The organism is Polaribacter sp. 20A6 (genome assembly GCF_011378915.1).
Lineage (GTDB): Bacteria > Bacteroidota > Bacteroidia > Flavobacteriales > Flavobacteriaceae > Polaribacter > Polaribacter sejongensis.
Window position 1 is genome coordinate 383,265 of the sequence record NZ_WTPZ01000001.1, and the last position, 21,368, is coordinate 404,632.

The following is a 21,368-nucleotide window of genomic DNA, read 5'->3' on the forward strand; positions in this document are numbered from 1 at the left end:
TTTAGATTTTCAATTTTTTTAGCGAAATATAAAATTGGTATAAAATATCTTGTAGTGTTAATAAATAAAACGAGCTAGTCTAAAAAGGGGAAATCTTGTCATGCTGAACTTGTTTCAGTATCTCAACTTATAGACGTTCGGTTTCTTTAGAATCTGAAATAAATTCAGATTGACAAAAAACTACCTTTTTAGGCAGCCACTTTTCTTATAAAACAAAAAACTCGAAGCTTTTAAGCTTCGAGTTTTTTTATAATTTATGAGTAGAAAGATTAAGAAAAGAATTTCTCCATTTTTAATTTTTCTTCTTCAGCCAAAGCGGCATCTACTAAAATACGACCACTATGCTCATCGATAGTAATTTTCTTTCTGTTTGCTATTTCTAATTGCACCTGAGGTGGAATTGTAAAGTAAGAACCTCCAGAAGCTCCACGCTCAATAGCAACAACTGCTAAACCGTTTTTTACTTTAGTTCTAATTCTTGTATAAGCAGAAAATAAATGTGCATCTAAAGTTTGAGAAAACTCTTCAGATTTTTGAGCCAATAACTCTTCTTCTTTTTCAGTTTCTTTTAAGATAGCATCTAATTCAGCTTTTTTATGGCCTAAATGTTTTTCTTGTTTTGCTAACTTTTCGTTAGTAGCATCAATTACCTCTTTTTTCTGAGCTATTTTTGCTTTGTATTCAATAATTCTTTTTTCAGCTAATTGAATTTCTAAATCTTGATATTCAATTTCTTTAGATAAAGAGTCAAATTCTCTGTTATTTCTAACTTTCTTTTGCTGCTCATCATACTTTTTCATTAACCCATTAGACTCATCAATAGCTAATTTTTTGTTGTTAATGTCAGTTTCTAAGTTTGCTGCGTCTTGGTTTAAGTTCGCAATTCGCGTGTTTAATCCGGCAACTTCATCTTCTAAATCTTCAACTTCTAAAGGTAGTTCACCTCTAACGTTTCTAATTTCGTCAATTCTAGAGTCGATTAATTGTAAATCGTATAAAGCTCTTAACTTTTCTTCAACCGAAATTTCTTTCTTCTTTGCCATGTTTATATATAATATATAGGATTTGTACTTTCTTCTGATAAAATGACTGCAAAATTACTAAATTTTTTCGTAAGATAGTCTACCAAAAGGTTTTTTGTAAACTGTTCACTCTCATAATGTCCAATATCTGCCAAAAGGATACTATTTTCGGCTTTAAAAAACTTATGATATTTAAAATCTGCACTCACATATGCATCTGCACCTGCTTTTATTGCGTTAGAAATGGCAAAACTACCAGATCCACCTAAAACAGCTACTTTTTTTATTTTTTTATTGATTAAATTAGAATGGCGTACACAATCTGTTTTCATTGTGGCTTTTAAATATAAAAGAAAGTCGGTTTCATCCATCTCCGATGGAAGTTCTCCAATCATTCCCATTCCAATATTCTGATGTATATTTTCTGTAGTGATAATTTCGTAGGCTATTTCTTCGTAAGGATGATTTGCTCTTAATGCTTTTAAAATAGCAGCTTGATTTTTACTTTCGAAAATGATAGAAATTAAAGTTTCTTTTTCAGTAGTATTTTCTCCTTTTTTACCAACAACCGGATTCGAATTTTCATTACCTCTAAAAGTTCCTTCTCCTAAAATATTAAAAGAACAATTATCATAATTTCCAATATTTCCTGCACCTACCAAAAATAGAGAATTTCTTAATGCTTCTGCATCTTTAGTAGGAACATACGTGGTTAGTTTTTTGATAATTCCTTTCTTAGGAATTAAAACTTTAGGATTTTCTAAGCCTAAAACTTCACACATTTTAGCTGAAACACCATTGTTAGAGTTGTCTAAGGCTGTATGCGTTGCATAAATTGCTATGTCATTTTTTATAGCTTTTAAAACCACACGTTCTACATAAGAATTTCCGTTTAGTTTTTTTAAACCTCCAAAAATAATGGGATGAAAGCTTACAATTAAATTACAATTCTTTGCAATTGCTTCATCTACCGTTTTTTCTAAGGTATCAAGAGTTACTAGTACACCAGAAACGGTTGTATTATAATTTCCCACTAATAAACCAACATTGTCAAAATCTTCAGCGTAGTTTAAAGGTGCTAATTCTTCTAAGTAGTTGGTAATGTCTTTTATGATCATAAATAAATATTGTGTCAAAAATCAAAGTTAACATTTTCCTTGTAAGAATCTATATAAATTACCTGCTTTTTAGGTGTGATTTCCTATAAATTTATGCAAGGAATTAATTTATTTTATAAAAAATATCGCAATTAAAATAATAGATAAATTTCACAAAAGAAATATACGTGAAATTCGTGTTTTTTTCTTTTTTAATGTGTGTAACCTGCTTATTTTTGAATTAATGAAATTTCTAAGATTTTTACTATTTCCGTTTGCCATTATTTATGATGTGGTCACTAGCATACGAAACTTTTTTTTTGAAGTAGGTTTTTTTAAACAGACTTCTTTTAAGGTTCCGGTAATTGTGGTTGGTAATTTAAGTGTGGGGGGAACAGGGAAAACTCCGCAAATAGAATATTTAATTCGTTTATTAAAAGATGGTTTTAAGACAGCTGTTTTAAGTAGAGGATACAAACGTAAAACGGAAGGTTTTGTGTTGCTTAATAGTACGCATTCTGCGGAAGATGTAGGGGATGAACCTTTGCAATACTTTAAAAAGTTTAATAGCATTGATGTTGCTGTTGATGCAAATAGAGTAGCAGGAATTTCTAAATTAATTACAGACAATGCTCCTGAAGTTATTTTATTAGATGATGCTTATCAACATAGAAAAGTAAAAGGTAGTTTTTACATTTTATTGACAAAGTATGATGATTTATTTACGGATGATTTTTTATTGCCGACAGGAAATTTAAGAGAAAGTAGGAGAGGAGCAAAGCGATCAGATGTTATTTTGGTAACCAAATGCCCTGTAAATCTAACGGAGTCTTCAAAAAATAAAATTGAAGAGAAGTTAAAGAAGTTCCATAAAAAGGTGTTTTTTACAACGATTTCTTATGATGATAAAATAGCTGGATTTGATTCTATTTTGGTTGATGATTTAAAGAACTATGAAGTTTTATTAATTACTGGAATTGCAAATCCAACACCGCTTTTATCATTCTTAAAGGAGAAGAACGTGAATTTTAAGCATTTAAAGTTCCCCGATCATCATCATTTTACAGAGAATGAAATAGAAGAAATTAAGAAAGAGTATACAGATTTAAAATCTTCTAAAAAGCTTATTTTAACTACAGAAAAAGATTATGTACGTTTAGAAAATAGGGTAGAGAAGCTTTCTTTTCTGGGAATACAAACTTCTTTTTTAGGGAGTGACGAAGAATTTAATTCAATGATTAAAAATCATATACAATAAAACCAGCGTTGTTAGGACGCTGGTTTCTTTTTTTTGATTTTTGTTAGAAGTATCTTTTTAAGTACACTTCATTTATATGACACCATTTTTTTAAATAAGTCACATGATGTTTTGTTATTCTGATTTTATAAAAAACAAAGACCTCAGATAGTTGTTATATCTGAGGTCTTTGTATGTATTATAAATATTTAAAATCTAAAATCTTCTTGCGTTAGGGATAGCAGTAGAAAGCCCACAGCCCGAAAGGGCGAGGACTTGTAACGAATAGCCCGACCCTTGTGGAAACGCCAAAAAAAAATTACATTTCCATTGAATGAAATACATTTTGCACATCATCATCTTCCTCTAGCTTCTCCAACAATTTTTCAACATCGGCTTGTTGCTCTTCGTTTAATTTTGTGGTTGTAGTAGGGATTCTTTCAAATCCTGAAGATAAAATTTCTGTATTATTTTCTTCAAAGTAAGTTTGGATAGCTCCAAATTGCTCAAAAGGAGCATAAATAATAATTCCTTCTTCGTCATTAAAAACTTCTTCCACTTCAAAATCGATTAATTCTAATTCTAATTCTTCTAAGTCGATTGTAATATCCTCTTTTTTGATAGTAAAAGTACACACATGATCGAACATAAAAACAACAGAGCCAGAAGTACCTAAATTTCCGTCACACTTATTAAAAGCAGACCTAACATTGGCTACCGTTCTATTATTATTGTCTGTTGCAGTTTCTAAAAGAACGGCTATTCCGTGAGGTGCATATCCTTCAAACAAAACTTCTTTATAGTCTGCAGTATCTTTATCTGTAGCTTTTTTAATAGCACGTTCTACGTTGTCTTTAGGCATGTTTGCAGCTTTTGCATTCTGCATAACCGCCCTTAATCTAGAGTTAGAATCGGGATTTGGACCGCCTTCTTTAATAGCCATTACAATATCTTTACCAATTCTAGTAAAGGTTTTTGCCATTGCTGACCAACGTTTCATTTTTCGTCCTTTTCTAAGCTCAAATGCTCTTCCCATTTCTAATGATGTTTTTATAAAAATTATAAATACAAATGTAAAAATTAGCAAGTTGATTCACAATTTTTTAAACAAGGATTTTTTAGAAATATACCTATTTGTAGGTATTGTGCTGAGTATATCTTTTCTATAACTTTAAAGTGAAACCTTTAAATATAAAAATTATGAAAAAAATTACTTTATTACTTTTAACTTCTTGCTCATTTACATTGCTTGGGCAAGTAAAACTGACTTCTTCTGTAGAAAAATATTTTGATGGAACAAATTGGTTAAATAGTGCTAAATATGTGTACGAATATGATACCAATAATAATTTAACATCTGAAAATTATTATTATTGGAATAGTATTACTTCTCTATGGGAATATAGTCGTAAAGAAACAATAGCGTATAATAGTTCCAATAAAATTACAAGTGAATCTTATGAAGGCTATGATTCTAGTACAGGAAATGTTACTTACGGATATAAAACAAATTATATCTATAATGTTAATAATGAACTTATTGAATCTACAAGTTTAGAATTAAGTAATGGTGTTTATGTTAATGAAAATAAATCTACTTATACCTATACGAATAACAAAATTACAGAATTAATAGACCTTTCTTGGAATGGTTCTGCTTGGGTATTGATTGCAGAAAGTGATGATCAAGATTCATCTTCAAAAATTACTATAAGTTACGGAGTTAATGGTTTGGTTTCTGAATTTATTTATTACGAATGGAATGGTAGCTCTTGGAGTCTTGATGATAAGGATGTGTATACTTATAATGCAAATAATAAAATTGCAAACCTTGTTTCGTATGATTGGAATGGAAGTGCTTATGATATTAGTTATAAGGAAGAATACAATTATGATGCAAACGATAATTTAATATTAGAGGAAGATTTTGATTATAGTGATGGCTCTTATGAAAGTGAATATGAAATGAGTTATACTTTTGATGAGACACAAATAATGAGCAGTTTTATACATCCGTTTATAGATAGACATGGTTTTGAAGCTTTAACTGGGCAGGATACTAAATTTATTAATAAATTAATTGGTTCTGTTGAAGATTCAAATTACAGGAATACTTATTATTATGGAGAAGCAACTGCAAGTGTAAAAGACTTTAGTTCTATTGATTTTGCAGTGTTTCCAAATCCTACTAAAAATATTTTAAAGATTGATGATGCTCTTTTTACTTTAAAGAATATTGAAATATTTAATGTTTTAGGAAAAAAAGTATTTGCATCAACCAAAAATGAAATAAATATAGCAAATTTAGTGAATGGTGTTTATCTATTGAAAATAGAATCAGAAAAAGGTAGTGTTGCTACCAAAAGAATTATTAAAAATTAAAAGGAAAAGTATTCCTAAAAAAGAAGCAGTCTAAAAAGGTTTAAATCTTGTCATACTGAACTTGTTTCAGTATCTCAACTTACTGAAGTTCAATCTTTATAAGAATCTGAAATAAATTCAGATTGACAAAAAACTTACTTTTTAGACAGCCTCTTTTTATGTAAAATAGGTTTGTTATTTTAACAAATCATAAGTTTCTTTTGCAATTTCTAGTTCTTCATTGGTAGGAATTACTAAAATCTTCACTTTACCTGTATCTTTCTGAATTTCTCTAATTTCTTTAGAACGAATGTCGTTTTTTTGTTCATCTAATTCAATACCAAAAAACTCTAAATTTTCGCAAGACATTTGTCTCATTAAAATTGAGTTTTCTCCAATACCAGCCGTAAATATAATAGCATCTAATCCATTTAAAGCAGCAGTATAAGCTCCTATAAATTTCCTAATTCTATAGCCTGCTAAATTTAAAGCAATTTGACACTCCTCATTACCATTACCTGCTTTTTCTTCAATTTCTCTTAAATCAGAATAACCAGTTAAACCTAACATTCCAGATTTTTTTTGTAAGATATCATTCACTTCATCTGCTGTTTTATTTAATTTTTTCATTAAAAAGAAAATAACAGAATGATCTATATCTCCAGATCTTGTTCCCATAATTAATCCATTTGTTGGTGAAAAACCCATTGAAGTATCAATACATTTTCCATCTTTTACAGCTGCCATACTGCAACCGTTTCCTAAATGAATTGTAATTATTTTTGATGATTTTTTACCTAAATGTTCTATTGCTTTTTCTGATACGTATTTATGACTTGTACCATGAAAACCATAAGCTCTAACTTTGTTTTCTATTAAGTATTTAGTTGGTATAGCGTACTGAAAAGCTTCTTTTGGCATTGTTTGATGAAAAGCAGTATCAAAAACAACAGCTTGTTTTGCAGATGTAAAGATAGTTTCTGCAATTTCTATACCTGTTAAATTTGCAGGATTGTGCAAAGGAGCTAAGCTAAATAAATCTTTAATATTAAATTTTACTTTTTCATCAACTTCTACAGTACCACTATATCTGCTTCCGCCATGTACAACTCTATGACCAATTGCTTTTATTTCATCAACAGAAGAAATAACACCAATTTCTTTATTTAATAAAGCATCTGATACTTTCTTTAAACCAATTTCATGGTTTAAAATAGGACTAACTTCAGAATGTTTTTCACCATCTTTTTCATGTGTGAAAATAGCATCTTGCATACCAATTCTTTCTACTAAACCAACGCATTTTACTACTTGTGATGGCATTTCTATTAATTGGTACTTTAAAGAAGAAGAACCTGCGTTTAAAATTAAAATATTCATATTATCCTATCCTTGGTGTGCTTGTATTGCTGTTAATAAAACGGTGTTAAAAATATCTTCTACAGTACAACCTCTACTTAAATCGTTAACTGGTTTGTTTAAACCTTGTAACATTGGGCCAATTGCTAAAGCACCTGTTTCTCTTTGTATAGCTTTGTAGGTATTGTTTCCTGTATTTAAATCTGGGAAAATTAATACAGACGCTTGTCCTGCTACTTCAGAATCTGGCATTTTTGTTTTTGCCACAGACATATCTACGGCTGCGTCATATTGTATAGGTCCTTCAATTTTTAACTCTGGATGTAAGCGTCTCACTATTTCTGTAGCTTTTCTCACTTTTTCTACTTCTTCTCCTTTTCCGGAGCTTCCAGAAGAATAAGACAACATGGCAATTTTTGCTTCTATACCAAAAGCTTCTGCAGATTGTGCTGAAGAAATTGCAATTTCGGCTAATTGTTCTGCATTAGGGTTTGGGTTTACAGCACAATCTCCCATTACAGAAACTCTGTCTGATAAACACATAAAAAACACAGAAGAAACTACAGATACACCTGGTTTTGTTTTAATTAACTGTAAAGATGGTTTTATGGTATGCATGGTTGTATGTACTGCACCAGATACCATTCCGTCTGCTAGACCATTCATAATCATTAAGGTTCCGAAATAAGAAACATCGTTTACTAAGTCTTCGGCAATGGTTTCTGTCATGCCTTTATGTTTACGAGCTTCATACAATGTTTTTACAAAAGTATCATTGTGTATAGAATCTTCTGGATTTAGAATGTTTATTTTATCTAAATCTATTTGCAAACCAATTTGATCACATTTATACTGAATTACATTTCTGTCTCCTAATAAAGTTAAATCTACAATGTCTAATAATTGTAAACGTGCTGCTGCTGTAATAATTCTTTCATCATCACCCTCAGGTAAAACAATATGTTTTTTATAAGCTCTTGCTTTTTGCAATAGGTTATACTGAAACATACTTGGTGTTAACTTTACAGAATTGTACGAGGTAAGTGTGTTTGTTAAACCTTCTGCATTTACATAGGTGTCAAAAGTATCTAGAGATAGTAATATTTTTTTGTTGTGGCTTGCGTAAATTTTAGACTTTACTGCTCCAATCTTATTGGTAATACCAAAAGTACCTCCCTTAACGGAGATAATAGGTACGCTAGATTGTACCCCTTCAATTAGTTTGGTAATGGATTCTTCTGGTAGTAAAGATCCTGTTAAAACAATACCTGCAATTTTTGGGTAGTTGGTAGAAGCATTTGCTTGTAAAGCACCTAAAATAATATCTGCTCTGTCACCAGGAGTAACTACTAAAGCATTTTCTCTAATTCTTGTTAAATAGTTGCGCAGTTGCATAGCTCCAGTACTATAACTTCCAATGGCATTGTCTAGAAATTGTTCTCCAAATAATACTTTTCCTTCTAAAGCTTGTAAAACTTCTCTAACGGTTGGATATGCTAAAAAGTCAATTTTAGGAATTACGTTTATTTGTAAGTTTTCTGGAAAACTTTTTTCTAATTCTTGTTGAATGTAGTTTACCTCATCAACTTCAATTTTATTAGCAATAATACCAATTACATCAACTTCTTTTTTGATAAAAGACTTATAAGTAAGTTGCATGGTGTTTACAAAATCTTTCTTTTTCTTGCCATTTCCAGACCCCACTATTAAAGCAGGAATACCTAGGTTTTTGGCAATCATTAAATTTACATCTAGCTCTGTAAAACCACCTTCACCAGAAAAGTCTGTACCTTCTACTAAAACATAATCATATTTAGCTTCAAGCTTTTTATATTTTTTAATTACTTTATGAATAACGTCATCTGTTTTTCCTTCACTTAAAAGTTCTACAACTTCATTGTGCTTATATGCATAACAGTCATCATAATCGATATCTAAGTTAAAAAAGTTAATAGCAGTGTTGGTATGATCATCAAATTTACTGTCTTTAACTTCGTTGATAATAGGCCTAAAATATCCTACTTTAGAAGATTTGGTCAGCATCATTCTTAAAAGACCTAATGACACCAAAGATTTACCACTGTCGGATTCAATTGCGGCAATATATATAGCTTTACTCATTTTTTTTGTTAATTGTATTTGCAAAAATATGTTTTAAAGGAACTATTAAGTATGATAATAGTCACTTTTGGATGTTGATTTTATTTTTAAATTTATCTAAGTCTTTTTTAGATCCCAAGAAAAAAATTCTAGTAAATATATTTAAATTAAATAATATATATAATAAACAAGAAATACTAATAATTAGTACAAAAACTAGAATGATGTTTAAATTATAGTTCCTAAGGTAAATGTATATTGGTTGATGTAAAAACATTATAATAATGGATTTTTTACCGATATATTTTAGCATATTAGATATGTAATTGAGATGTTGTATTCTTTTTGAAATTAAAATAATAAATAAAATAGAAGCTAGTGATAAAATAAAACTAATAAAAGGTATACCGTAATTAGCAATTTTCATATCGTATTCAATTGGAACTTTAAGGTAAATAATATATGCGGATAAAGCATTTAAAACCAGTATAAATAATGAATTTATTGAGGTTTTGTTTTGTTTGAACAGATAACCAAAGTAAAAAAAAGGAATAGCGGCTAAAACAATATTAGCATTCCAAGGAAGTCTAAAGTAAGGAAAAATTTCTGAATTTATATAACTAGCTATTAAAAACAAGAACATAACAATGCCAAAAATTTTTTTAGACTTTATTTTATGAATAATTAAATTAAAGACTTGTTGAGTTAAAAAAAGACAAGTTATGAACCAAAATGCTATTAAACCATTATTTAAAAGTTGTCCACCATATATTGGTTTCAAAATATAATTTAAAATATTTTTACTATCAGAATAAGGATATTCTATTGGATATAAGATAATTAAAAAAGTAAAATAAGGAAGTAATAAGGATACTGTTTTCTTTAAAAAAAACTTTTTTTTCTCTTGAGGTTTAAATAAATAGCCTGATATAAAAAAGAAAAGCGGCATATGCACAAGAAAGATTAGGCTTTGGCTATAACCACCTTTAATATGGCCTAAAACAACAAGAATAATTCCTATACCTTTTACAATATCAATCCAGGGGTATTTCATAAATTTAAACTTGTAAAACGCCCATATTAAATTGTTTTGTAATAGGAGCGTGGTTTGCAGCTTCAATTCCCATAGAAATCCAATCTCTAGTTCTTAACGGATTAATTACAGCGTCTGTCCAGATTCTGGCAGCGGCATAATAAGGTGAAATCTGTTTGTCATAACGCGATTTTATTTTATCGAATAACTCAGCTTCTTTTTCTGGTGTTATTTCTTCTCCACGTTTTTTTAGGGATGCCGTTTCTATTTGTAGCAATACTTTAGCAGCAGAATTGCCACTCATTACTGCTAGTTCTGCACTTGGCCACGCAACAATTAACCTTGGGTCGTATGCTTTACCACACATGGCATAATTTCCTGCTCCGTAAGAATTACCAATAACAATTGTAAATTTTGGAACTACAGAATTACTTACTGCATTTACCATTTTTGCACCATCTTTTATAATTCCACCATGTTCAGATTTTGATCCGACCATAAAACCGGTAACATCTTGTAAGAAAACCAACGGTATTTTTTTCTGATTACAATTGGCAATAAAACGGGTAGCTTTATCTGCGGAATCGTTATAGATAACTCCTCCAAATTGCATTTCTCCTTTTTGTGTTTTTACTAGTTTACGTTGATTGGCAACAATACCAACAGCCCAACCATCAATACGAGCGTAACCAGTAATAATTGTTTTTCCGTAGCCTTCTTTGTATTGTTCAAATTCTGAATTATCTACCAAACGCTTAATGATTTCTAACATATCATATTGTGCGTTTCTTTCCTTCGGAAGGATTCCGAAAATATCATCTTCATTTTCTTTTGGAGGAAAAGCTTCGGTTTTACTAAAACCTGCTTTGTCATAATCACCAATTTTATCAATAATGAACTTTATTTTATCTAGCGCATCTTTATCGTCTTTAGCCTTGTAATCTGTAACTCCAGAAATTTCGCAATGTGTAGTTGCACCGCCTAAAGTTTCATTGTCTATAGATTCGCCAATAGCGGCTTTTACTAAATAACTTCCGGCAAGAAAAATACTGGCAGTTTTATCTACAATCAAAGCTTCATCGCTCATAATTGGTAAGTACGCACCACCTGCAACACAGCTTCCCATAACGGCAGAAATCTGTGTAATTCCCATACTACTCATAATGGCGTTATTTCTAAAAATACGACCAAAATGTTCTTTGTCTGGGAAAATCTCATCTTGCAAAGGCAGATAAACACCCGCAGAATCTACTAAGTAAATAATTGGCAATCTATTTTCTATGGATATTTCTTGAGCACGTAAATTCTTTTTTCCTGTAATAGGAAACCAAGCACCTGCTTTTACAGTAGCATCGTTTGCTACCACTATACATTGCTTTCCTTTTACGTATCCCATTTTTACAACAACGCCTCCAGAAGGACAACCGCCATGTTCTGCATACATATCTTCACCTGCAAAAGCACCAATTTCTATAGATTTAGAATTGCTATCCAATAGATAATCGACTCTTTCTCTTGCGGTCATTTTACCTTTTTCATGCAGTTTGTCAATTCTTTTTTGACCACCACCTAATTTTACTTTGGCAAATCTTCTTTTTAGATCTGATGCTAACAATTTATTGTAATCTTCGTTTTTATTGAAGTTGATATCCATCGAAATTTATTTCTTAATTTATGCTAATTTAAGAAATATTCTTTTGATTAAAATGATAAAAAAAAGAGGTTGACTAAAAAGGAGTTTTTTTGTCAATCTGAATTTATTTCAGATTCTTAGGATTACTTAAATTTAGTAAGTTTAGATACTGAAACAAGTTAAGTATGACAAGGTTTAAAACTTTTTTAGAAGACCTCTTTTTATTTTTAAAAAGCTGCTTTTATTTTCTCAATAAAGAAAAATGTCCTTTTTTAAGAATTGGCTTTTTTTCAGTATCAATAGGTATTAGTTGTACAGAAAACCAATAATCGTTAGAAGGAAGGAGTTTACCATTATAGGTACCATCCCAACCGTCACTATTTATGGTTGTTTGTGCTACTAATGTACCATATCTGTTAAAGATATTAATAGTGCTGTTTGATTGATATAAGGTGGTATTAACTCCTTTTACAGCCCAAGTATTATTTTTTGCATCTCCGCCTGGAGTAAAGAATTTTGGAAACTGAATAACAGAAACCACTAGCTCGGAAAAACCACAACCATTTTTATTTTCAACAATTATTTTATAAATTCCGCCTTCTATATCTTCAAAAATATTACTGTCCTGAAAAGAGCGAATTGTCATTCCGTTTTCATCTTCTAATGCATATTGAAATTCTTCGTTAATTAAAGGATTTCTAGGAATGTCTATTCGGATATTTAAATTAGAATTTATAATAGAAAGATCATCTGTAATGGTAACAAAACTTTCTTCTAAATTCTCGAAATCTGATTTAAAAACGGTGATGTTTTTTTGTAATGAACAGGTTTTTCTGCTTGTAGATGTTGTTTTACTAGATGCTATAACTGTATAAATTCCGGCATCTTCAATTATAATTTCTTTTGTATTTCCACCAAATGATGCACCGTCTTTTAACCATTCATAATTGTAATCACCAAACGTATCCACAGTTAATAAATACGGGCTATTTTCTGCACAAATAATTATAGGGTCATTAGGTTCTTCACCATCAATATAAAAAACAGGGATAGCATTGGTTTTTAGAAATAATTTTCCAATTCCTTCACAATCGTTATTGTTCCTGTTTTTTATTTTGATGTAAATAGTTTGATTGTAAGCATAAGAGGTATTACGATAGTTAGAAATATTTGAAATTTCATTTATAGCGGCATTTCTATCTGAGGTTGTTTCATAAAAATAGACTTCAATATCCCCTTGAATTACTAAAGGAAAAAGATCGATAACTTCTTGTCTTGCTTCATTAAAGTTGAAATTAGTAATTCCATCTGGTTCATCATTAATATCAATAAAATCATCACATTCTTCGAAGATTTTATCATACAAAACATCATCAGCATAAGAAGCTTCAACTTCAATTTTAGCTGTAGAATAACAGCCCTTGTCAGAAATTATTCTTACACCAGCTTCTGCTAAACCATTAGTAACAGGGTAATTTTCTATGTCTTTAATTATTTTGGTAGTATTACCATTAATCGCATCGATTTCAGTTTCATAATATTCAAAAGTAAAATTTTCTGGAGTTTCAATTATATTAACTTCTGCTTCTGAAAGGTTTATAATGGTATTTCTACTTACGTCATCGGCACATTGTTTTAGTAGGATTTCATTGTTTAATAATGCTGGTTTAGGGTTTACGGTTAAAGTAATTGCATTAGAAATTAATCCACACGTATTTCCTATTTTACTTAAAACGACTCTGTATTGATAGTTGTCATAAAGTAAAGGTGTATTTGTAATTTGTAATGAATTTGTAGTACTACCAGAATAAAAAGTATCGTCAGAGACTGTGTTCCATATTGTACCATCAGTAGAAAACTCCCATTCAAAATTATCTGCATTAGCATCTATAGTAATTGTTTCTGTATCACCTTCACAAAAAGTAACATCGTTAAATGTTATTATAATAATAGGGGCAGAGGTTGTGTAATTGGCGTTAATAGGATTTATATATCCATCAGAGTTTTTAACCTTACCATTGGCATCAACTTCAAAAGGATTTGCAAATAATTTACCAAAACCATCTCCAGTAAAACCAGCTTCAATGACATCAAAACAATCATCACCATCAGAATCTAAATCAACAAAATCAGAGAAAGTATCTTGATTAGCTACGATTATTGTAGCGCTATCAGAATTTTTAATCAGAGTTTTTAAAACACCTGAATCTGGTAAAGTTTCTAAGTCATTTAACAAACCATTTGTACCAAAATCCCCGTTTACTCTTCCATTATTATCAGTATCAAAATCTCCATAACCAGCTTCAATTACGTCATAAATACCATCATTGTCAGAATCGTAATCTAAATAGTTGTTAACGCCATCTCCATCGGTATCTAAATTTGTTGTGATGGAATCAAAAACATCATCTAAACCATCAAGATTTGTATCTGTTTTTAATAATGTTATATTTTGGCCGTAAGCATCATATAAATCTGGAATTCCGTCATTATCAGAATCTAGATCAAACATATTTTCAATTTCGTCACCGTCTGAGTCTAATGAGAAACATGTTAAACCTAATGTTCCATTAAATGTAGAAATAGCACTGCTATTGTTATTATAATGTTCAAAAGTGATATTGTTAATTTGACTGGCTACAAATTGAAATGTACTTGTATTCCCTACTAAATTTGACTTAAACTTAAATTTAATAACTGATGATGAAAACTGCGTAAAATCATCTTCAAATTCATCATCAAAATTAGAGTCTACTAAAATCTGGTTGTCAGGATCTACTAATGTAATATTTTTATTTGCTTGAGATAATCTTAGGATAAAATATTCTTCAGAAGAAATAGTGTGATCTTTTGTAGTATTTTGAGTTAATTTAAAGTTGATATTATCATCAGTAAATGTTAAAGTGTATCTAGAGTTTGATATAGTACCAGTATTAGCCGTACTAACAAAATTACCATTTGCATCTCCACTAAAAGTGGTGTTTTCTGATGCTAAATTAGCTGTAATTGGAGTTAAATCTTCTTGTACAACTGGAGAACTAATATTTGTTAAATCGATGATTTTGTTTCCTAAAGATTCATCAATATTTAAAATTCCATCATTGTCTATATCAATATCTAAGTTGTCTATAATGCCGTCGTTATCATAATCATCAGGACAAATACTAACTGGGATTTCTACAGATTCAAAAGTTTTTAAGTTGAGCGGATCACAACCAATGGTACCAACTAATTTGTAGTTTCCTGGCTTAGTAGGTGTAATTTTAGGAGTAATAATTCCTGTTGAAACATTGTTGAAAAACCATTCAAAAGTATCAAATAAGTCAGAATTTGCAACTTGTAATTCTAAACCATTACCAAGACAGTTTCCTAAAGTAGCAATAGCTACATCAAATTTTATTTCAGGGTTAGAAGGAAAACCAGAAAAGAAACTACCAGAAGAAGCAGCACCGTTTTGGTTAAAATAAGCGCAATACAATTCTCCGCTACTTTCAATAGAAATATTACCTGTTAAATTGGTTACTTTATAGGTAACGTAATTTGGGTTTCCTTGTACATCATATGGTCCTGAAGTGCTATAGGTAGAAATAGGTTGAGCATTAATATTAACAGTAGCTCCTTTGTTTGTAACAATAGTAATACCACCATCAAAAGTTGTAGCGCCGATATCTTCAATATTAGGAATATTATCTACTTTACCTCGGTTTTCACAACTTAAAGGCGGAACAAAAAATAAACCTTGATTTGCTTCACTTGTATTTGCTCCAATTCCTTGGTATGCAAAAACAGGAAGAGAAGTTTGTACGTACATATTTCCATTGGAATTGTACTCATTTCCTTCAATCAAATAATACTCTCCTGCATTTAAAGTTGTTTCAGCAGTAATATTCCCGTTAATAAAAATATCAGTATTATTTTCATGTGCAACAATTAATACATTTTCCCAACCATTAGAACCGTCACCTTTCACAAAAATATATTCAGAACCAATTTTATCTACTCCTACAATTTGGTCTATTCCATAATCTCTACCACCTCCATTATGAAAACTTCCGTTTGCAGAACCTATATTTACAACAATAGGTTTATCTGAAGTAATTAAAGTACCAATTAGACCATCTCTATTTATCGTGTTATCAAAAGAATTTGTAGCTACAACATAGCTTTCGCCTTCATTTAAAGTAACAGAAATTGGTAAACTCCCAGAATAATTTTTGATTAAAATTCCAGTTGGTAAATCATCAAAATCTACTGTTGTATTATCTTCTGTAGCCATCACAGAAATAAAATTTAAGTAATTGGTTTGAGGGTTTTGATTTGTAAACATTCCTGCTCTAAAAGTTGTTCCTAAAGCAGAAGCACCTTTACTAACCAATGCACCGGCTTGTGCACGAGAACCAGCTAAAACTCTTACAGAAACATACACAACATCACTAGCTTCAATTATATAGCCTTTATCGGAATGCACAATACTTGTTTGTCTTGAATCTACAAAAAGCTGACTGTTTCCTGTACCAATAGATATTTCTTTCGGAGAAGTATTAGTGATAATACCGGTAATAGGTGTAGTAGAACCAACTTGTGTAACTGTATAACTTACATTTTGATTGCTTGGAGTAGAAATATAAATATATTGTTCCTCAGGATTTGCATTTCCTACTTCAGCGTAAGTTAATGGCGGAATAAAATGCTTTCTACTTAATTGTGCATTTATATTTTGAAAAGTAATAAAACAGAAAAAAAGTAATAATACGTGGGGGAAACTTTTGCGCATTGTAATATTAAATTAAGTATTCTTATTATTAGTGGTTAAACAATTTTAACAACACAATAATTTAATGCCAAATTACAAAAGTTTATTGATTTTTTTTTATTTAATTATACTATTAATAGATTCTAATATGCTTATAAATCTCTCTTTTGTAGCAATCTGTAAGAAAGGTAAACAAATATGAATGTCCAGAAACAAACAATAAGAATAGAAGAAAAATGTACATCGTAACTTTTTGTGAAACTTTCTCCTATTTGGCTAGCTACAGACTTTACAGCACCTAATCTAGAAAAAGGTTCTTTTATTAAGTTTGATATAGCTTCTAGAGGTAAAAATTGCATAATAGCATCTACAGATTCACCTGTTTTGTCTGCATCTCTAAAAGTCCAAAATAAATATCCTTTAAACATACTTTCTGCTATAAGCCAAACTACCATAGCACCAACAGCAAAAGCAGAACGTTTTACTAAAATTCCAAAAAATAACCCCATAGAAAAGAAACCAACTAGTTTTATAAAAAAAGCTAATAAGTAGACTAGATCTGTAGTGATTATAGAAAATTCATTGTAATCTGAATATATCAGACCTAAAATTAAAGAGACAACAAATACAAAAATGGTTGAAATTAAAGCAAATACAACTACTGTATAAAATTTAGAGAGTATAAATTCTTTTTTACTTAAACCGTCAATTAAATTTTGCTTTAACGTTTTGTAACTATACTCATTCGCCATCATAGAAACAATAACCAAGAGTAAGAAAAACTTTAAAATTGAAGCCACGTAAGTATTAAAATGCCAGATGTATGGAAAATTAAAAATACCCATATCTGCTAAATGGAATTTTATTGGACCAATATCAAATTTTATCACTGCAATTAATGCAATAGAGGTAAGTAGGCCAAAGTAAATAAGTGATAATACTTTACTGGCACTGTTGTGTTTTAATTTATGAAATTCTATAGTAAGTAGTCTTAACATGACTTTGTAGTTTAAAAGGTGATTAATTGTTGTTGGTTAGATCTAAGAATTGTTGCTCTAAACTAGGTTTACGTTTTACCAAGTGAGATAGAATAATCCCTTTTTTAAATAGAAATTCATTTATTTCTGTTGATGAGATTTCGCTATTTAAAGTAGCAACTATGGTTTCGTGATCTTTACTAATTTTACCAATTGCAGGATGCTCTTCTAAAATAGTCATTAATTTATCTTCGTTCGTTTCTACTTTTAACTCGAACAAACCATTAGAAGCTGTCATTTCATCTACACGACCTGCGTATAATTTTACACCTTTTCTTATAACCACTACGTGAGAACATACTTTTTCTACTTCGTCTAATAGGTGGGAAGCTAATAAAATAGTGGTTCCGTTTGCTGCAATATTTTGTATAATCTGACGAATTTCATGAATTCCTTGTGGATCTAAACCATTTGTAGGTTCGTCTAAAATTAAAATTTCAGGATCATTTAATAGGGCAGAAGCAATGGCTAAACGTTGCTTCATTCCTAAAGAAAACGTACTAAACTTACTGTCTTTTCTGTCAAAAAGGTTTACAGTTGCAAGTTTCTCGTTAATTTTTTCTGTGGATATTTCTTTTATCTTACAAATTAAAGCTAAGTTCTGAGTAGCTGTCATGTAAGGGTAGAAGTTTGGTCGCTCTATAATAGCACCTACTTTTTTTAAGGCTTCATGTGTAGTTAGTTTTCCGTCAAACCAAGAAAACTCTCCAGAAGTTCTGTTTACAACATTTAAGATAATTCCTAAAGTGGTAGATTTTCCACTTCCATTAGGACCTAAAATTCCGTACACATTTCCTCTCTCTATATCAAAAGAAAGATTGTTTACTGCGTGAACTTTTCCGTATTTTTTATCGAGATTTTTTAGTGATAAGATAGTTTCCAAAGAAATTGATTTAGTCGATTATGTTTGTAAGACGACTAATTTACAATTTTGTTACGGGAAATTTTGGTAATTGTTGAAATGTGTAAAAGTGTAATTGTTAAAACTAGATGCTTAATAATTATTGTAAGTGTAATTTTAAACACAGTTACACAAATAAACGCTTAAACAATTACACATATTTCCTAATATTCAGTAAAGTCGTAATCATCATCAAAATGACCAAACTCATCATCAATGTCTTCTTCATCACCAAAACCATCGTCTAATTTTTCTGCAATAAATTCTTTTTCTGGAGCTTCACTAGGTATTTCACCAACAGTTAAAATAATTTGTGGTAAATCATCTTTTTTATCAGCCGAAACCTCAATAACTTCAACGTAGAAAGTCCACATTTTTAAGAAATCGTACACATAAATTAGTTTATCACCTTCTTGGGGTAACGTCTCATTTAAAATACAAGTCTGCATAGAAACACCTTCTCCAATCTCTTCCATATTAAACAACGGAATTTCTTCACCTTGGTTCCACTCATCATCGGTTTTATAAAAAGAAGCCATTTCTTGACCTCCAAAACCAAAAGATTTTGCAATTGTTGCATGTAAATCTTCTAAGTTTAAGTTGTCATCAACTAAAATAGTTCTGATTACATCTTCTTTTGTGTCTAAAATTATGCGTATTTTGTACATGAAATGGTTTCGTTTTTCTGCTGCAAAAATACAAAATTTTATATGTACTTTTACCATATAAAACGAATGATATGGATACAGTTGCTATTTTAAAAGCATTTAACGAGAGTTCTAAAAACACATTAATGGAAACTCTTGATATTGAATATGTTGCTCTTGGTGATGATTTTTTAACTGCAAAAATGCCTGTGAACTCTAGGGTGCATCAACCTTACGGACAATTACATGGTGGCGCAACTGCGGCTTTGGCAGAAAGTGTGGGTAGTGCAGCTTCTAATTTTTTTATAGATAGTAAAACGCAGTTTGTAAACGGAATTCAGTTGTCTATAAATCATATAAAAAGCAAAAGAGAAGGTATGGTTTTTGCTACTGCAAAGAACATTCATAAAGGTAAAACAACGCATTTATGGGAAGTTAGAATTGTTGACGAAAATGACGATTTAATTTCCGTAGCAAAAATGACCAATATTGTTTTAACTAAGAGATCATAAATACAACACATTGAATATTATTTTTAATAAAATTGAAGAAAATTACAAAAGAAACATCCCTTTTGTAGTTTATAGAAAACCGAATACAGAATCCGTTAATGGATTTTTTATGAAGGATGATACATTGCATTTTACAACTCAATTTAAAGAAACCGGATTTGTTTTTGCGCCTTTTAATGCTGATGAAAAAGCGGTTTTATTTCCTTTAGAAAAATCAGAATTTATTCATGAAAATATTTTAATTGAAGAAAATTTATCTCTTAATGATACTGTATCAAGCGAGGTAAGTTCTGATAAAGAAAAACATCTTCATTTGGTAGAAAAAGCGCTAGATGAAATAAATAATAACGAGCTTATTAAAGTTGTAGTCTCTAGAAAAGAAGAAATTCAATTAGATGAATTTGATGTGCTACTTACTTTTAAAAAATTATTAAATACCTATGCAAATGCATTTGTATATGTTTGGTTTCATCCAAAAGTAGGTTTGTGGTTTGGAGCCACTCCAGAAACACTTTTAAATATTACCGGAAATACTTTTAAAACGATGTCTTTAGCAGGTACTCAAGTTTATGTAGATACCGAGGAGGTTGTTTGGAGAGGTAAAGAATTAGATGAGCAGCAATTAGTTACAGATTTTATTGAAAGTCAATTAAAACCAATTTCTACCAATCTTAAAATTGATAAGACAGAAACGGTAAGAGCTGGGAATTTGTTGCATTTAAGAAGTAGTGTAGAAGGTGAGTTGAGGTTTACTTCCAATTTAAAAACATTAATTAGAAGTTTGCATCCAACACCTGCTGTTTGTGGTCTTCCAAGAGAAAAAGCCGAAGAGTTTATCTCTAAATATGAAAACTATAAACGTACTTTTTATAGCGGTTTTTTAGGAGAACTAAATATTGAAAACAAAAATTCTTCTCTTTTTGTAAATTTAAGATGCATGAGTGTCGCAGATAAAATAGCTTCTATATATGTTGGTGGCGGAATTACAAAAGATAGTTCAGCAAAAAAAGAATGGGAAGAAACTGTTGCGAAGACTAAGACAATTAAGAAAGTACTTTAATTTATTGAATATTACCCCTAAAAGGGTTTCAAACCCTTTTAGGGGTATATAAACCAAATATAGTTTAAACAAAAATCAAAAAACCGCAAATAGTAAATTTGCGGTTTTTCTTTTTGTGTAAAACTTGAAATAAAATATTTTTAACGTACTTATTTATTCCTATTTGGTATTCTCAATTAAGCAAATACAAAAATAGTTTAAGACTGTTATATATCGTCAAAAGAAACATTTGTAAAACTCTCTGTAGATTTTACTTCTTCAGTAGTTTCAGTTCCTTCTTCCTTTTTAAAATCTTTTTGGTGACGCTCACTAATTACTTCGCTCCCTTTTTCATTTAAAATGTAGTCGGTTGCTTTACCTAACATTTCTTGAAAATCGGTAAAATCTTCTTTATATAAGTAAATTTTGTGCTTTTGGTAATGGAAAGATCCATCATCATGTGTAAACTTTTTGCTCTCCGTAACAGTTAAGTAGTAATCATCTGCTTTTGTTGCTCTTACATCAAAAAAGTAAGTTCTTCTTCCTGCTCTTAATACTTGTGAAAAAATTTCTTCCTGTTCAACTCTCTCTGCTCTCTCTGCCATAATTCTTGTAAAATAGTAATTATAATATTTTT

The 21,368-nt window shown here is 30.2% G+C and carries 16 protein-coding genes; 4 read left to right on the plus strand and 12 right to left on the minus strand.

Annotated features, from left to right (window positions below):
* Window positions 1-269 precede the first annotated feature (269 nt).
* Both GQS57_RS01690 and GQS57_RS01695 read right to left on the minus strand, forming a co-directional pair.
* Window positions 270-1,043: a zinc ribbon domain-containing protein gene (locus GQS57_RS01690; RefSeq protein ID WP_165730593.1), complete on the minus strand. Its 774-nt coding sequence runs from the start codon at window positions 1,041-1,043 to the stop codon at window positions 270-272.
* A 2-nt stretch (window positions 1,044-1,045) separates the two neighbouring features.
* Window positions 1,046-2,140, minus strand: coding sequence for a Nif3-like dinuclear metal center hexameric protein (locus tag GQS57_RS01695; RefSeq protein ID WP_165730595.1), 1,095 nt, complete (start codon window positions 2,138-2,140; stop codon window positions 1,046-1,048).
* Between the two features lie 223 nt (window positions 2,141-2,363).
* Between GQS57_RS01695 and lpxK the strand changes: the two genes are divergently transcribed.
* On the plus strand, window positions 2,364-3,377 hold the full coding sequence (gene lpxK, locus GQS57_RS01700; RefSeq protein WP_165730597.1) for a tetraacyldisaccharide 4'-kinase: 1,014 nt from the start codon (window positions 2,364-2,366) through the stop codon (window positions 3,375-3,377).
* A gap of 298 nt (window positions 3,378-3,675) precedes the next feature.
* Here lpxK and GQS57_RS01705 read toward each other — a convergent pair whose 3' ends face one another.
* Complete coding sequence (locus GQS57_RS01705; protein ID WP_165730598.1) at window positions 3,676-4,392, minus strand: YebC/PmpR family DNA-binding transcriptional regulator; 717 nt, start codon at window positions 4,390-4,392, stop codon at window positions 3,676-3,678.
* A gap of 164 nt (window positions 4,393-4,556) precedes the next feature.
* On the opposite strand from GQS57_RS01705, the gene GQS57_RS01710 reads away from it, so the two are divergent.
* Window positions 4,557-5,738 (plus strand): T9SS type A sorting domain-containing protein, encoded by a 1,182-nt coding sequence (locus GQS57_RS01710; RefSeq protein WP_165730600.1) that lies wholly within the window; start codon window positions 4,557-4,559, stop codon window positions 5,736-5,738.
* 174 nt (window positions 5,739-5,912) lie between these two features.
* Here GQS57_RS01710 and GQS57_RS01715 read toward each other — a convergent pair whose 3' ends face one another.
* The 8 genes from GQS57_RS01715 to GQS57_RS01750 all read right to left on the minus strand — a co-directional run bounded on the left by GQS57_RS01715 (window position 5,913) and on the right by GQS57_RS01750 (window position 19,201).
* Entirely contained in the window at window positions 5,913-7,097 is a 1,185-nt protein-coding gene (locus GQS57_RS01715) for an acetate/propionate family kinase (RefSeq protein WP_165730602.1), read from the minus strand.
* Window positions 7,098-7,103: 6 nt separating this feature from the next.
* Window positions 7,104-9,197, minus strand: coding sequence for a phosphate acetyltransferase (gene pta / locus GQS57_RS01720; RefSeq protein WP_165730604.1), 2,094 nt, complete (start codon window positions 9,195-9,197; stop codon window positions 7,104-7,106).
* A 61-nt stretch (window positions 9,198-9,258) separates the two neighbouring features.
* Entirely contained in the window at window positions 9,259-10,230 is a 972-nt protein-coding gene (locus tag GQS57_RS01725; RefSeq protein ID WP_165730606.1) for an acyltransferase family protein, read from the minus strand.
* Window positions 10,231-10,234: 4 nt separating this feature from the next.
* Entirely contained in the window at window positions 10,235-11,863 is a 1,629-nt protein-coding gene (locus GQS57_RS01730) for an acyl-CoA carboxylase subunit beta (RefSeq protein WP_165730608.1), read from the minus strand.
* 220 nt (window positions 11,864-12,083) lie between these two features.
* The gene (locus GQS57_RS01735; RefSeq protein ID WP_165730610.1) at window positions 12,084-16,616 is read right to left on the minus strand and encodes a T9SS type B sorting domain-containing protein; all 4,533 of its coding nucleotides are present in this window, start codon (window positions 16,614-16,616) and stop codon (window positions 12,084-12,086) included.
* 131 nt (window positions 16,617-16,747) lie between these two features.
* On the minus strand, window positions 16,748-17,593 hold the full coding sequence (locus GQS57_RS01740; RefSeq protein WP_165730612.1) for an ABC transporter permease: 846 nt from the start codon (window positions 17,591-17,593) through the stop codon (window positions 16,748-16,750).
* 22 nt (window positions 17,594-17,615) lie between these two features.
* Window positions 17,616-18,515, minus strand: coding sequence for an ABC transporter ATP-binding protein (locus GQS57_RS01745; protein WP_165730614.1), 900 nt, complete (start codon window positions 18,513-18,515; stop codon window positions 17,616-17,618).
* Between the two features lie 182 nt (window positions 18,516-18,697).
* A complete protein-coding gene (locus tag GQS57_RS01750; RefSeq protein WP_165730616.1) occupies window positions 18,698-19,201 on the minus strand; it encodes a plasmid pRiA4b ORF-3 family protein in 504 nt (167 codons plus the stop codon).
* A 71-nt stretch (window positions 19,202-19,272) separates the two neighbouring features.
* Between GQS57_RS01750 and GQS57_RS01755 the strand changes: the two genes are divergently transcribed.
* Together GQS57_RS01755 and GQS57_RS01760 are read left to right on the plus strand one after the other, a co-directional pair.
* Window positions 19,273-19,692 carry a PaaI family thioesterase gene (locus GQS57_RS01755; protein ID WP_165730618.1) on the plus strand — a complete coding sequence of 140 codons (420 nt, stop codon included), beginning with the start codon at window positions 19,273-19,275 and terminating at the stop codon, window positions 19,690-19,692.
* A gap of 10 nt (window positions 19,693-19,702) precedes the next feature.
* Window positions 19,703-20,752 carry a chorismate-binding protein gene (locus GQS57_RS01760; RefSeq protein WP_240915411.1) on the plus strand — a complete coding sequence of 350 codons (1,050 nt, stop codon included), beginning with the start codon at window positions 19,703-19,705 and terminating at the stop codon, window positions 20,750-20,752.
* 206 nt (window positions 20,753-20,958) lie between these two features.
* On the opposite strand, the gene GQS57_RS01765 is transcribed toward GQS57_RS01760, so the two are convergent.
* Window positions 20,959-21,336, minus strand: coding sequence for a PUR family DNA/RNA-binding protein (locus tag GQS57_RS01765; protein WP_165730620.1), 378 nt, complete (start codon window positions 21,334-21,336; stop codon window positions 20,959-20,961).
* Between the last annotated feature and the right edge of the window lie 32 nt (window positions 21,337-21,368).

Excerpts from the sequence above, each read along its gene's own strand:
- GQS57_RS01690 (WP_165730593.1), bottom strand. The coding sequence starts at position 1,043 with ATGGCAAAGAAGAAAGAAATTTCGGTTGAAGAAAAGTTAAGAGCTTTA.
- GQS57_RS01695 (WP_165730595.1), bottom strand. The coding sequence starts at position 2,140 with ATGATCATAAAAGACATTACCAACTACTTAGAAGAATTAGCACCTTTA.
- lpxK (WP_165730597.1), top strand. The coding sequence starts at position 2,364 with ATGAAATTTCTAAGATTTTTACTATTTCCGTTTGCCATTATTTATGAT.
- GQS57_RS01705 (WP_165730598.1), bottom strand. The coding sequence starts at position 4,392 with ATGGGAAGAGCATTTGAGCTTAGAAAAGGACGAAAAATGAAACGTTGG.
- GQS57_RS01710 (WP_165730600.1), top strand. The coding sequence starts at position 4,557 with ATGAAAAAAATTACTTTATTACTTTTAACTTCTTGCTCATTTACATTG.
- GQS57_RS01715 (WP_165730602.1), bottom strand. The coding sequence starts at position 7,097 with ATGAATATTTTAATTTTAAACGCAGGTTCTTCTTCTTTAAAGTACCAA.
- pta (WP_165730604.1), bottom strand. The coding sequence starts at position 9,197 with ATGAGTAAAGCTATATATATTGCCGCAATTGAATCCGACAGTGGTAAA.
- GQS57_RS01725 (WP_165730606.1), bottom strand. The coding sequence starts at position 10,230 with ATGAAATACCCCTGGATTGATATTGTAAAAGGTATAGGAATTATTCTT.
- GQS57_RS01730 (WP_165730608.1), bottom strand. The coding sequence starts at position 11,863 with ATGGATATCAACTTCAATAAAAACGAAGATTACAATAAATTGTTAGCA.
- GQS57_RS01735 (WP_165730610.1), bottom strand. The coding sequence starts at position 16,616 with ATGCGCAAAAGTTTCCCCCACGTATTATTACTTTTTTTCTGTTTTATT.
- GQS57_RS01740 (WP_165730612.1), bottom strand. The coding sequence starts at position 17,593 with ATGTTAAGACTACTTACTATAGAATTTCATAAATTAAAACACAACAGT.
- GQS57_RS01750 (WP_165730616.1), bottom strand. The coding sequence starts at position 19,201 with ATGTACAAAATACGCATAATTTTAGACACAAAAGAAGATGTAATCAGA.
- GQS57_RS01755 (WP_165730618.1), top strand. The coding sequence starts at position 19,273 with ATGGATACAGTTGCTATTTTAAAAGCATTTAACGAGAGTTCTAAAAAC.
- GQS57_RS01765 (WP_165730620.1), bottom strand. The coding sequence starts at position 21,336 with ATGGCAGAGAGAGCAGAGAGAGTTGAACAGGAAGAAATTTTTTCACAA.